At 53.2% G+C, this 13,823-nt stretch carries 10 protein-coding genes; 9 read left to right on the top strand and 1 reads right to left on the bottom strand.

Features of this window, described 5'->3' with window-relative positions; genetic code table 11:
• Nucleotides 1–303 precede the first annotated feature (303 nt).
• The 3 genes from M4D81_RS25275 to M4D81_RS25265 all read left to right on the top strand — a co-directional run bounded on the left by M4D81_RS25275 (nucleotide 304) and on the right by M4D81_RS25265 (nucleotide 5,282).
• The gene (locus M4D81_RS25275) at nucleotides 304–3,405 is read left to right on the top strand and encodes a DEAD/DEAH box helicase (RefSeq protein WP_260068460.1); all 3,102 of its coding nucleotides are present in this window, start codon (nucleotides 304–306) and stop codon (nucleotides 3,403–3,405) included.
• Between the two features lie 70 nt (nucleotides 3,406–3,475).
• Nucleotides 3,476–4,213, top strand: coding sequence for a hypothetical protein (locus M4D81_RS25270; RefSeq protein WP_260068459.1), 738 nt, complete (start codon nucleotides 3,476–3,478; stop codon nucleotides 4,211–4,213).
• A 190-nt stretch (nucleotides 4,214–4,403) separates the two neighbouring features.
• Complete coding sequence (locus M4D81_RS25265; protein ID WP_071222078.1) at nucleotides 4,404–5,282, top strand: M15 family metallopeptidase; 879 nt, start codon at nucleotides 4,404–4,406, stop codon at nucleotides 5,280–5,282.
• 249 nt (nucleotides 5,283–5,531) lie between these two features.
• Here the strand turns inward: M4D81_RS25265 and M4D81_RS25260 are convergent, their stop codons facing one another.
• Entirely contained in the window at nucleotides 5,532–5,900 is a 369-nt protein-coding gene (locus M4D81_RS25260; RefSeq protein ID WP_071222077.1) for a hypothetical protein, read from the bottom strand.
• Nucleotides 5,901–6,276: 376 nt separating this feature from the next.
• On the opposite strand from M4D81_RS25260, the gene M4D81_RS25255 reads away from it, so the two are divergent.
• The 6 genes from M4D81_RS25255 to M4D81_RS25230 all read left to right on the top strand — a co-directional run bounded on the left by M4D81_RS25255 (nucleotide 6,277) and on the right by M4D81_RS25230 (nucleotide 13,801).
• A complete protein-coding gene (locus tag M4D81_RS25255) occupies nucleotides 6,277–7,098 on the top strand; it encodes a zinc ribbon domain-containing protein (RefSeq protein ID WP_071222076.1) in 822 nt (273 codons plus the stop codon).
• A 97-nt stretch (nucleotides 7,099–7,195) separates the two neighbouring features.
• The gene (locus tag M4D81_RS25250) at nucleotides 7,196–8,092 is read left to right on the top strand and encodes a TrmB family transcriptional regulator (protein WP_071222075.1); all 897 of its coding nucleotides are present in this window, start codon (nucleotides 7,196–7,198) and stop codon (nucleotides 8,090–8,092) included.
• A 35-nt stretch (nucleotides 8,093–8,127) separates the two neighbouring features.
• Nucleotides 8,128–8,325: a hypothetical protein gene (locus M4D81_RS25245; RefSeq protein ID WP_260068458.1), complete on the top strand. Its 198-nt coding sequence runs from the start codon at nucleotides 8,128–8,130 to the stop codon at nucleotides 8,323–8,325.
• A 2-nt stretch (nucleotides 8,326–8,327) separates the two neighbouring features.
• The gene (locus M4D81_RS25240; RefSeq protein ID WP_201259421.1) at nucleotides 8,328–8,633 is read left to right on the top strand and encodes a hypothetical protein; all 306 of its coding nucleotides are present in this window, start codon (nucleotides 8,328–8,330) and stop codon (nucleotides 8,631–8,633) included.
• A gap of 85 nt (nucleotides 8,634–8,718) precedes the next feature.
• Nucleotides 8,719–9,816, top strand: a complete 1,098-nt coding sequence (locus M4D81_RS25235; protein WP_260068457.1) for a metallophosphoesterase — start codon at nucleotides 8,719–8,721, stop codon at nucleotides 9,814–9,816.
• A 139-nt stretch (nucleotides 9,817–9,955) separates the two neighbouring features.
• Nucleotides 9,956–13,801 (top strand): stalk domain-containing protein, encoded by a 3,846-nt coding sequence (locus M4D81_RS25230; protein WP_260068456.1) that lies wholly within the window; start codon nucleotides 9,956–9,958, stop codon nucleotides 13,799–13,801.
• Nucleotides 13,802–13,823: the final 22 nt, after the last annotated feature.

The following is a 13,823-nucleotide window of genomic DNA, read 5'->3' as shown; positions in this document are numbered from 1 at the left end:
ACCCTCCCGAACTCTAATTGTATGATCTACATACGGTCGATCGGCATTAGGGTCGCATAAAAACAAAAAAATTGGGATTTTCCTGCTGGCGGTAACCGGTGATTGTATAAGATTACGGATATTTTATTAACCTATATAGGAGAATTCTGCAATACATAGATCACTACGAAATAGTAAATACATGGTATGATAAAGGTTGACGTTATTTTGGCGTGGGAACGATTTCGCATCGTTTTGAAATGTTGAAGCTATCGTATAAGATAGTAATAATATCTATAAAGCAGGAAAAGACGGGAGACAACGATGAATCAACCGCTCTATGGCGTATGGTTAGGTGACGTATTCTTTTGTTTTTCCGGTGAGGTTTCGGAACCGAGAGTGGATGCTTGGAGCCGCGTGGTCCGTACCTTTCGCAGACCGGATGGAATCCGTCCCTTCGCTAACGCTTCCCTCCGGCTTGCCGAGCTCCGATATCCGGCCAAAGTTCTCGGATCGAAAAGCGCACGGCGTCCGGAACGGAAGACACTTGGCGGACGGACGATGGAAGGGCTTGCTCTGACACCGGGAGACGCATTTCAATGGCTGATCTCGCTGGATCCTGAGTATTATCAGACTCAGGGCCTAAGCGTTGGTGAAGAAATGGAATATTGGGTACAAGCAAGCAGATTCGCATTGGAACTGCTTCTGCAAGGGAAGTTTGCACCAGGGACGGTCGAGGTGCCTTCCGTAGGCAGGCGCCGGACAACGATGCAAAACATAAAGGCGGTATGGAAGCCGCAGCTGTCTGCCGAGGATGGAGCGCGCTTTCTGCAGTTGGCAGCGAATATCCCGCCCATTGCGATCGGGACGCCGGCAGCTCTTGCCGGATTCGATCCTTCTACCCGTGAGGAAGCAGGGGCTATTGTGCTGTATTCTTTTCTGTGCGGCGTGATCGACAGCCAAGTCCGGGCGGCTGTCCGCGAATCGGAGGATAAGCTGCGGACCTATCTGGCGAACTACCGGCGGGGACAATCTCCGCTGGCCGAGCTGTGGTGGAACAGCCTGTTGACCGTTAGTCGGGACATTCCCATTCAAGGGACGGCCGAGGAAGTGAGCGAGCTGGAGGAAGCCGTTGAACGCGTTGGAGGGACGGCGTTTCCATATGACAGCGGAGAGGATCAGCCTCCCGAGAACGGGACCATTGGACTTGGGCTGCGGCTTGAGCCGCCCCTGGATGAGAGCCGGAAGGACTGGAAGGTGTCCTTCTGGGCACGCAGTCAGGAGGATGAAGGCTTATCGATGCCCGTCCGCAGCATTTGGGGAAATCCGGAATCCGATCAGCTGATCCGTGGACGGATGTATTCTAAGGTTCAACTGCAGCTGTTAATGAAGCTGGGAGAAGCGGCAGAGCTGGCACCGGAGCTGGCCGCTGGCTTGTACGGGCGTGCTCCCGAGAGCGTATCGCTGTCGCTTGACCGCTTGTCCACATTTATGAAGGAATCGGTTCCGAAATTAACGGCAAGCGGAGTCACGGTTCAAATGCCTTCACGATGGAGCAGGGAAGGGCGCCGCCGCGTCGGCTTGTCTCTCAAAATGATGCCGGATGCAAGACCATCCGGCGAAGCGCATCCTCTGCCGGTGCTCGGCATGGAGCATCTGGTCAGCTTTCAAATCTCCGCAGCGATGGGAGGCCAATCCCTGACGCGCGAAGAATTGAAGTTTCTGGCCGAACAGAACCTGCCCTATGTCGAGTTCCGCGGGGAATGGGTTGAGGTGGATCTGAAGGAGATCAACCAAGTGCTGCGGTTCATGAAGCGCCATGAGAAGGGCGAGATGGAGCTTGCGGAATGGATGCATCTTAGCGCGGATATGGATGGAGAACGCATGTGGAAAGGTCTCTTTATCGAGGAAGTGGAGACAACCGGTCTGCTATCCTCCTTACTGGATGGCGAAACGGCCCGCAAGCTGCCGTCTCGTCCAATTCCTTCCTCGCTTCACGGCGAACTGAGACCGTATCAGGAACGGGGGTACCAGTGGCTTAGCGTGATGCGCGATTTGGGATTTGGTGTTTGCCTTGCCGACGATATGGGACTTGGAAAAACGGTACAGGTTATTACCTGTCTGCTGGAGCGTCTAAATACGGAATCGGCTGGCGGTCCGGTGCTGATTATTTGTCCGACTTCGCTTCTGGGTAACTGGCAGCGGGAAATTCAGCGATTTGCACCGGATCTGACCTTGCATGTGCACCATGGCGTTCGACGTCTGCGTGGAGAGGACTTCCTGCAGGAAGCAGCCAATCATGATATCGTGCTGACCACCTATCATTTGGCGGGAAGAGACGGCGGTGATTTATCCGCTATCCAGTGGTCGAGTGTGGTGCTTGACGAAGCACAATATATTAAGAATTATCGTACGAAGCAAGCGCAGAGCGTCATGAAATTATCCGCGCCTCACCGTATTGCCATGACCGGAACACCGGTGGAGAACCGTTTGGCCGAGCTGTGGTCGATCTTTCACTTTCTTAATCCGGGATATCTCGGCTCCTTTAACACGTTCCGTCAGCGATATGCGCCGGGAGAGGGGCAGCAGGAGAGATTCCGTGAGCTTCATAAGCTCGTATCTCCGTTCATGCTGCGCAGACTCAAGAGCGATCCGGATATCCGGAAGGATCTGCCGGAGAAATTGGAATTGAAATCGTATTGCCCGCTGACCGAGGTTCAAGGTGCGATGTACCAAGCGGTTGTCGATGAGATGATGGGACAGATCGAAAGCCGGACGGGCATGGCGCGCAAGGGACTTGTGCTTTCATCCCTCACCAAGCTGAAGCAGATATGCGATCATCCGCAGCTGCTTCGACGCGACGAAGGACGTGCGGTGCGTGCGGAGTCCTCGGGCAAAATGGAGCGCATGCTTGAAATTCTCGACAGCATCGCGGATGTTGGAGAATCCGCACTGATTTTTACCCAGTATGTAGGCATGGGTGAATTGCTGGTAAGCATGCTTGGGCGTAAATACGGGAAGGAGCCGTATTTCCTTCATGGCGGGGTGCCCAAACGGGAGCGGGATGAGATGGTACGGGCGTTCCAGGCAGGCGAGGGGACTGAGTTTTTTGTTCTGTCGTTAAAAGCCGGGGGCGTAGGTCTGAATTTGACCCGTGCGAACCATGTGCTCCACTATGACCGTTGGTGGAACCCGGCGGTTGAGAATCAGGCGACGGACCGTGTGTTCCGGATCGGCCAGCATCGCAACGTTCAGGTTCACAAGCTGATTTCTCAGGGAACGCTGGAGGAACGGATTGACGAGCTGATTGAACAGAAGAAGGCGTTGTCCGAGCAGGTGGTCGGATCGGGTGAAACATGGCTGACGGAAATGTCGGACGGTGAGCTTCGCCAGTTGATCGAGCTGCAAGAGCAGGATTGGATGTAACCGGATTGCATAAGGCGCGTGAAGCAGCGTAAAAAGGCGTATAAAAATGGACGCCAAGGAGGTGTGGGTTATGGAATCTGCGGAATCGGCCGAACGGATCGGGTTGGTGATCGAACCCGGATGGTTAAAAGGGAAAGTGGATGGAGCGCCCGAATCTTCGGGGACCTATGAGGTCAGCGTTCAGGTAAAGACGCTGAGCCCTGCTGCCCGCGAGGCCGTGCTGGTTTATCTGGAGGAAGACCCGCAGGCGCTGTACCGCCTGCTTGCAGGGAAGGACGCACCTTGGCTGGCCGAGCTGGCGCCGTCCCCCCTGCAGGGCGAAGAGGCGGCCGCCTCTGCCCGCTGCACCTGCGGCCAAGCGGCCTGCGGGCACGCCGCAGCCTTGCTGGCTGCCGCAGCCCTGCGGCTTGCGGCTGAGCCGCTCCAGCAGCTGACGCTGCTGGGGCTGCCGCGGGAAGCGCTGCTGGCCGGCGTCTTTGGCGCTTGGGCCAAAGCAGCTCCGCCGCAGGCAGGCGGCTCTGCCGCAGAGCAGGCCGCCCGCGCGAAGGAGAAGGGGCCGTCCGGCCCTTCTCCTGGCGAATGGGTGGCCGAAGCGGCGGCCGAGGGCCGATTGCACCGGCCCGGCCCGCAGCTTAGCGAGCTGGCGGTGCAGCTGTCACCGCCGCCTCCGGCAGATCAGCTGGGCCCAGTCGGCGACTGGACAAGCTTACTGCCAGGCGTTCGCGGCGCGTCCAAAGCGCTCAGCGTGATTGCCCGCGGCGCGGCCAAGCAAGCCGAGCAGAAGCGCCGCAGCTTGAAGTCGCCGTAAGGCTTACCAATCCATCACAGAATTGTATTGAATTTGATAGATGCGGCGCCATAAATCGGGGCAATCTGCCGGATATTTGACGTAAACGGAGATTATCTGGGATGTTTCGACAGGCGCCTCGTTTGTTCTGCTCATTCTGAATAAGGTACAATGGGGGCAGGACAAACCGTGGGAAAGGAAGAAGCCATAGATGAATGCATTTTCGGGAAAACGAACACGATTTACAAGCGCAATGCTGTCATCCTTGCTGTTAGCAGGAGCCATTCTGGCAGGCTGTCAATCGGATGATGCGGGTTCCGGCAAGGAACAGGGTCAGGAATTGCAGTCGCCGGCTGAAGGCCAGGAAGGAAACACGCTTCCTGAGGCCGGCGCGGGCAATGAAGAGACTGGGGCTGAGGATCAGCAGGCGGATCCGGTCATGGCGAAGCGGAGCGAGAATGCCCTTCAGGCCACGATCCAGGAAAGCGGCGGCAAGCAGGTTGTAACCAATGCAGAGGCGATGACGGTGGTTGTGAATAAGCAGCGCAGCTTGCCGGATGGATATGAACCAAGTGACCTCGTGGAGCCGGATGTTCCATTTTCTTTTGATGAGCCGCACGAAAAACGGCACCTGAGAAAAGAAGCGGCAGACGCGCTCGAGGAATTGTTCGCTGCGGCCCAAGCAGACGGCATCGAGCTCCGGGCCGTGTCGGGATACCGTTCTTATGCCCGTCAAAAAACGATATACGAGAACAATGTTCGTACCAAAGGGGAAGCCGAGGCTAATCGTGTAAGCGCGGTGCCGGGTACGAGTGAGCATCAGACAGGCCTTACGATAGACGTGTCCAGTCCTAGCGCAGGCAATGCGCTGGAGGAAGCGTTCGGGCATACGGAGGAAGGGCAGTGGCTGGCGCAACGCGCGCCGGAATTCGGCTTTATCATTCGTTATCCGGAAGGGGCCGAGGATATTACCGGCTATGTATACGAGCCGTGGCATATCCGTTATGTAGGCAAGGATCTTGCGCCGGATATTGCCGACAGCGGCTTGACGCTGGAGGAATACTTCGATGAGGCGAACATTAAACTGTAAGCTGTGCTAATAGTCGTGGGATAAACGGGACTTTTTATCCTTGTACCCCGGCTTGCGAATCTATAAAGTAGAACAGGACCTGCGCAAGACCGGGCGATGTTCTTGTTATACGAATGAATCCCGGGGCGGCTTGGCTCCGGGATTCATTCGTATTTTAAGAGATAAGAAAGCATACACTTCAGAGGCCTTGATCTAGCAAGAAAAACTTCCGCTAAATGCGGTCTGTCTTCCGAGAAGGTACGTCGATCTTTACTTATTTAATGGCGAGTCCTCATAACCGGGATCATCGTAGCCGGTGTCGGTCAGCTTGCCGATGATGTTCATGTCCTCAATGGTTTTGCGGGTGCGTTCATCCCCATGTTCATGGAGAAAGTGGTAGAGGTTGATCGTTCGTTCATCGTATTGCTCGGCAGCATCGTCATGATCTGCCGACTTATAAGGGACGAATGTGCGTTTAAACGCATACCGATCGCTGCTGCTGACTTCATAGAGCAGCCCCCTCAGCTTTGAGACCTCTTTATCATCCATATATACGACATATTCGTTCGTATCGTTCGGCACATCCTGGATCAGGTTGTGATTGACTGAAACATAATACGTCTTTTTATCGTTTGTCATATTAAATCCCTCCAGTCTTCGGCAGCTAAGGGCTGCACGGTATAGGATGCGGCTGTAGCCGACAGTATCCGGCATTGCACTGTCCAATTTTCTAATCATATACACGTTCGGGGCCGGGATGAATCAGCCGTGCAGTTGGAAGGGGCTTCCTTTTTCACATGGGGCAAGGAATTTGGTATGATAGAATCACCATGGCGGCAGTATACTGGACGATGAGGAGCATGGATCATCACATCGAGTAGTATGCGAACGTTAAAAATATGGGATGGCCGGTTTATGGCTAGTTAAAAATCGTTAATAACCTTAATGAAGTGATATGACAATGTGCCGGCGGCCTGCCGGTCAATCGGGATATGAGAAAGAGGAGGATTCATAAATGAATATTTTACAAAAGCTTAAGGATGGAGCCAACCGCGCAACGGAAAAGGCGCAGCACGTAGTGGAAGTGAATAAACTCAACAGCCAAATTTCCGAAATCGAACAGCAGAAGAACTCATATTACTTACAGATGGGTAAAGTGTTCTATGAGGGCTACCGTCTGCAGGACATGACGATGGCAGAAAAAGAAATGGTTGAGCTTGCGCAAACCTGCGATGGATTGCAGGAGCAAATCGAAGCGATTCGGAACCGCATTGCGGTCCTCAAGAATGAGCGGGTCTGTGATTGCGGACGGGTTGTCGCGTTGGATGCGAATTTCTGCCCGTACTGCGGAAACAAGCTTGCTAATTTGATACACCCTGAGAAGTCAGCATCGGATGAACCAAGGGAGCCTGAACGTAAGATCGTGTTTGATAAACATGAATATGCAGCGGCTGAAGAACAACAGGAACAGGATGAATTTCCTACCTACGACTACCGTTCGAATCCGGATCCATACGAGCCGGACATGTACGAGCCGGAGCCGGAACGGCAGCACGAGGAGATGGATCTCTCCGAACCTGAGGTTGATCCAGAACAGCTGCGTATCGAGCAGGAAGAGCAGGAGAAGGAGCGCCGTCACTGGGAAGAACTTGAGCGGGAGCGGGAGCGGCAGCTGGAACTGGACCGCCGCATTCGTTTCTGGCAGGAGAATAACCAAAGTCAGGACTATGTTGGTGATGATGAGGCGACGCGCGATATGGTGAAGTGCCAGATTTGCAGTGTCGACTTGCCAAAAGGCTCGAAATGGTGTCCGCGCTGTGGAGCTGAACAGATTTAAGATATAGGGATTCGGACGATCATGCCCTTGCGCGAGTGTTAATAAGACAGTGTGAATGATAGAGCAAGCGTTCGAGCATCTTGGGAGGACTAATATTATGGAACAATTGCTGCATCATTTGCGGAATTTGGGATTTACGGAGATTGAATCGAAAATTATGGTAGACCTTGCCGAGTATGGGCCGGCGGGTGGTTATGAAGTGGCAAAACGACTTGGAGCTTCGCGTTCTAATGTCTATGCTGCCATGCAGCGTTTGGAGCGGCAAGGGGCACTTGAGCGAATGGACGGGGAACCCGTCCGTTACCGTTCGCTGAAACCGGAGGAATTGACGCGGATGATATCCGGCCGTGTGGAGGCATCACTCGCTTTTGTTGAGAAGAGCTTGCCGCGAGGAAGCGGCACGGCCGCTCCCTTCCTCAGTATGGAGGGAGATCAGGCGGTGCTTGATGTGCTCGTCCGGGAATTGAAGCGAGCGAAACAGGAGATCGTGGTTGACGTCTGGCGTGAAGAAGCTTCGCTTCTGCGTGAACCGCTGGCTGAGGCGGAGGCTAGGGGAGTCAAGGTGCTGTGGGCTTGTGACGGCCCGGACCAGGGTCTCTCAAGAACGCTGGCGTGGTCTGGGTGGAACGGACTTGCGGAGCGCCGGGGAGGCGGCCGGAAATTCTCCTTTGTTGTGGACCGGCAGTGGTGCATACTAGGGATGCGCGGCGGGGAATATGATACAGGGGCGGTCATCACGGAGCATCCGGTAATGGCGGAGCTGCTGCTGCACCATTTTACACAGGAGATGGTATTGTTCCAGCTTGAACAGGATATGGGTGAGCAGCTGGAAGCCCGTTATGGAGAGCACTTTGGTCTGATTCAGAGCCAGTATCTTAATGCGGAAGCCGACGCCGAAGCACAGGATGACCAGACCGCGGGATCGAAATCGGGCGCGGAGTATGAAGCAGATTCTGACCCAATAGACGGCGATAGCAATCGAAATACGGCATAGGGTTCCGACTGGCGCCTGAGGAGGCCTTTCCAGAAGTGACTTTTATCACAGTTAGGCATCATGGTTCATCGTACAATGTAATAAACATAAAGATAAGGAACGCCGGGATTTATCTTGGCGTTTATTTGCTTAAGATCCGCAGGCAGGCGGGAATGAAAGTTGTAGCTGGCAAGAGGATAAAAGAAGCGGTCTTTAATCGCAATCATGACAACCAAGAGAAGGGGGATGAATGAGCATGGAATGCATCGTTCATTTTACAGTGGGACATAAGGAAGGACCCAAGAAGCTCCGAGGATTGATTTTTGTTGATAAAGGAGAGAATCCTACAGGTCAGCAGCTGCTCGATATGTTTCATGAAATGGAGTATAAGGTGGTACCTGACTCGCATGATGAACTTCTATTTAAACCGGAGAATCCCGCGGAAAGTTATACTTATATACGTGTGAACGAACTCGATATGGGTCAAGAAAAATATACGGAAGACCGCAATCTGAAATCGCTGCTGAACGAGCTGCTGCCTAAACAACGCACGGGCTTGTAACGAATAAACCCATCTGCCTTCCGCTGACATCCGCTGGGATTTGCAAAACCCGCTTGTTATAATGGATGTACGGAAGGGGATGGAGATGTTTATTTTTGCAGGAATCGCAGCATTATTGATTTACGGCTTGCTGGTTTATTATATTGGCCGAAGCGTATGGAGCTGGATGAAACCGGGTCCGTCCATTGTGCTCAAATGGATATACATAGTCGTGCTGACCGTAGTATCGACATCGTTTGTTTCAGGACGGTTCTTCGGTAACCTCACAGTGCTGAGCGTGATAGGATCGTATTGGATGGCTATTTTCTATGTCCTGATCATCCTGCTCCCGTTGATGCACATCATGCTGTGGCTGCTAAGATTGACGGCATTGCGAAGAGAGGGCCTGAAGAAGGCGGCAGGATTTATCGTGTTGGTGCTATTGGTCGTTGTGATCGGCTTCGGTTCTTTTAATGCTTATAGTCCAACGGTTCGCGCATATGATATTCACGTGGACAAGGACGCCGGCACATTTGAGGAGCTGAATATTGTCATGGCGTCCGATATGCACTTCGGCGTCCTGTCAGGTAAAGCCCACGCTGTGCGTTTGGTGAAGGAGATTAATGATTTAAAGCCGGATCTGGTATTGTTCCCTGGCGATATCATCGATGACGATCTGGATGCCTATCTTAGCCAAGGGATCGATCAGATCCTGACCGGTATCCAGGCAAGGTATGGCGTGTATGCCTCGCTTGGCAATCATGACCGATTCGAAGGCGAAATGCCGGATCTGATTGAGGCTCTTGAACATAGCGGCATGACCGTGCTGTATGATGAGAAATTGACGGTCGAGGGCCTGACGCTGGTTGGCAGACGGGATAAACAGGATCAGGAGCGGGCCGAGTTGTCCACGATCATGGATGGGGCCGATCTATCCAAGCCGATCTTTGTGCTCGATCATCAGCCGAATGCCCTGGAGGAAGCACAGCAGCAGGGCGTAGACCTTATCGTTTCTGGGCACACGCACCGCGGGCAGGTATTCCCGGCGCATCTGATTACGCAGGCCATGTTCGAGAATGATTGGGGGTATCTGCAAAAAGGCCGGATGCATTCCATCGTGTCCTCGGGTTACGGCTTCTGGGGACCTCCGATTCGTCTGGGTTCCCGCTCCGAAATTGTCCAGATCCATGTTACATTTCAATAGATGATATTGAGGGATGAGCCACCTGTGAGGTGGCTTTTTTTCATGTCAGGTATTTGGGGAAAATATTGTATCCAGAAAGGATCGGATTATTGTATGATCTTTGCTAGATATACACATTGAGTGTAGGGAGGTAAACGGGTTGCGATCGATTCCGTGCAGGAAGCTTGGAATATTGGCAATAGCCGCTGCCCTAGTTGGAAGCGGATTAGCGGGAACCGGGGCAATTGAGATGGTATCCGCGGCACCCATCGTGGTTAAGGAGGGGCTTAAGAACAGCAACGGGATGCCTTTAGGTCAATCGGTTACGGTTGCAGGAGGGCCCGATCATGTGGCTGGCCTATCTTCGTCACTGGCTGCAGAAGGACTGCGGCAACCAGGGAGCGTAGCTTGGCTGCCGGATGGCTCCGTTGTTGTATCCGATACGGAGAATCATGTCATTCGCAGGATAAAGGACGGGGAGAGCACCATTCTTGCAGGGGCATCCTTATCCTACAAGCGGGACGGCGGAGGACTCCCGATCGGCGGTCTGCTGGACGGACAGGGAGAGCGTGCTTTTTTTAACCGGCCGTCCGGGATTGCGGTGGATGGAAACAGACAATTGTACATAGCTGATTCAGGCAATCATGCGATTCGTAAAATCGATCAAGATGGCGAAGTGACTACCTTAGCGGGCAGCGGTCTTATGGGTCTTAAAGACGGTAAGTCTAAAGATGCCCTGTTCCATGAGCCGCAGGATATCGCCGTTACCAAGGATGGCATTCTGTATGTGGCGGATACCTTAAACCACGTCATCCGGCGGATTTCGCCAGACGGGGAAGTGACGACGATTGGGGCCCCATCCACGCGTGCTGTCCAAATCCGGGCTGGTGTCGTCGCGTTGGCGGGAGACTATAAGAACGGTTCGCTTGCGGAAGCGCGATTTAATGAGCCGGCAGGGCTAGCGCTTGATGGTAAAGGCAATTTGTATGTCAGCGACTCGGGCAATCACGTCATTCGCTACATCGATTTTGGGAAGGGGACCGTATCAACGGCTGCAGGCAGCGGACCATCATCCAGCTACTACGATAAGGATTCTTTATACGGCGATCCGGGTTATCAGGATGGAGCCTCGAATGGAGCACGCTTCAACTCGCCCCGGGGATTGACATGGAGTGCGGACGATGGGCTTCTCATTGCAGATTCCCGTAATCATGCTGTTCGTCAATTGAAAGGGGAGTATGTAACCACCCTGACAGGCGGGATCGGTGGCTACGTGGATGGAATTGAAAGTGAAACCCGGTTCCAATCACCAGCCGATATTTCGTTGGCTGCGGGCGACGGGGCACTATTTATTGCGGATCAACGCAACGGGGCTGTCCGGGTATGGTCCGGATACAAAGCTCCCGAAGCATGGCAAGCAGGAAAAGGGATCACGGCTGCTTACGGAGATCAGGTAACCGTACTGGGTGACTTGTCTGTTATTCAACAGGGGCAGATGGTGGTGCCCGTCATAACGATAGGCAAGCTGCTCGGGTATCGTATGAGCTATCATGCCAAGAATAAGGAATTAACATTGGCTCGAGGCGAAGATGTGATCACGCTGCAAGCCGGAGGTCAATATATGACCCGGAAACAGGCAGGAGAAGAGGTTACCAGGGTAGAGGCTGGAATTAAGCCGTATATTGCGAATGACCAGATGATGGCTCCGCTTCGAACGGTGGCAGAACTGCTGGGGAAAGATGTGCAGTGGAACGCCGGTGACAAGCTGGTTATCATCCGGGATTTGGCTGAACGAGAAATAAAGCAGGGGGACGTTAGCTTCAGCACTTCGAACTTTACGCCCCGACGCATGCAGATCGTGGAAATCACCGGTTCGGCCAAGATACGTTACGGCGGGTATGCGCAGGTAGATGCCTACAAGGGAATGATCCTGGGTGAAGGCGATGAAATGGTTACCGGCTCTGGCATAGGAGGCGCGAGGCTACGGCTTTTGGATACCGACGATGTCATCACATTAGGTAATAACACAAGATTGGCTGCCGAGCAGCTTCGCAAGGTTGGCATCTCCAACGTGACTCGACTGAATTTAGAGGCCGGGCAAGCTTATTATGATGTCACCGACTTGACCCGGTCGACGGATCGTTTCGAAGTACGGTCCGGTTATGTGACGAATAGCGTGCGAGGCACGCACTTTATAATCACGGTTAATCCATTAACGGGAGCGACAACCGTAGCAACGGCTAGCGGGAAAGTCACGAGTACAGTGACGCCGACAGGCAAAGACGGTTCCATGCAGCCATCAGGCCCAATAACCATTAGTCCAACGCAGCAAATTTCGATAGGCGGTTCGCAAGAGGGACGGTCCCCTGTACAATTTATCGATATTGAGGATTTGATAGGGAATGCCTCGCTGGAAGTCATTGCGCAGCTAATTAAGAATAAGAACGACATCGACCGGGAGAACGAGGAGCTCCTCAAGAAGATGCGGCAAGAGTTACAGTCCGGACAAAGCGGAAACGGCACCCAGGACTTGAATATTAAATCTCCGGATGATTTGTCAAAAGTCGCAGATAATTTGGATAACCTCATCGGAAACATCGTCAAAGAGACCCTGGATAAGAAAAAAGTAAGCAAAGAGGAACTGGATAAACTGATTAAAGAAGCAAACACGGATTCGGGCAAGAAACTTGATCTTGGCCAAGTGAAAGACTTGGATAAAACAGCTGGACTCGACCCTGCACTGGAGCAGGTGCGCTTGGAAGCACTGAAGCGCCAACAGGACGAGGAAAGAAAGAAGCTCGAGCAGCAGCAGGATCGGATGGAGCAGTTGCAGCAGCATCTCGGCGATATGCTGGCTAAGCTCGAGCAGCAGAAGAAACAGCAGGATGAAGCTAACAGGAAAGCACAGGAAGAAATGAAAAAGAAGGCCGAAGAGCAGCTTCTTCAATCTTTAAGCGCAGAGGAGAAGGCACGGTTTCTCCAGGGCAAGAAAGCGGCAGAGCAGGAGAAAGGCGCTCAGCAGCCGACGCCGGTTAGTCCGGGCGGTGGCACGGGATCAGGAGGCGGCGTATCGCCGCCTGTAACCAGTCCGCCTGTGACTGAGCCCCCAGTGACGGAGCCTCCGGTGACGGAACCTCCCAAGCCGGAGCCGCCGTTACCTGATCGTTCTGTAAAGGTCATATATAGCGATGATATGAGCGGTGAACTATCGGCACGTCCAGACAATTATTTTGGATCCATTCATTTTGAAACGAAAGGCTTTGCCGATGATCTGGAAGTTCAAGTCAGGGTGACGCTGACAAGGGATGGAAGTCCGGTTGTTGGACTCCCTGTCCGTCATGGCGAGCAGACGGTGGAATCCAATGCAGAGGGAAGCTTTATGCTGCAGTCAGTTGAAGGTACCGGCTTTAAGTTAAGCGAGATGGCTTCACCGGATACTCCGCTGGAGTTCTATGCCGAACTGCTGGATTCCGGAAGTTATACGGAGAAGATCGAACTGCTTGAGGTCAAAGAAGGCCAATTGACTGTGCTTGGAGAAAGTGTCCGTTCCATCCAGGTCAGCCCTTTCTCGCAATTCGAATTCATTGGCGAAGGCCCGTTTCCGGCAGCCATTGATATGTATTGGGGCTTTTATTCCAAAGCGTACGGACTGAGCGAGGACACCAAGGTAGGCTATGAATTGACGATACTCGATGATAATGGTCAGCCGGTAAGTCTGGGCGTACTCGGATTCCGGATGAAGCTGCATGAATCTGTAACCACCTTGACGGAACCCGGGTATGAGATCGTCGCTCCCGATAGTGAAGGGGTATACCGGGTGAACGCAGGTTTAACGGTCGGGGAAATGGATCTGGAAGGGAATGGGAGTGATATCCTGTTCCGCTGGCAGCAAGCTCATGTCGGAACGTATACGCTACGAATCCAGCTCGTTGATGTAAGCGGCGATGTACCCCAGTCCATTGGTGATCCTCTGGAATGGATAATTGAAGTTATACCTACAAGTTAATGCTCTAGAAAGGCTGTCCCAT

This window comes from Paenibacillus sp. p3-SID867, from assembly GCF_025142895.1.
GTDB lineage: Bacteria > Bacillota > Bacilli > Paenibacillales > Paenibacillaceae > Paenibacillus_AQ.
This window is presented reverse-complemented; position numbering and strand designations above follow the sequence as displayed.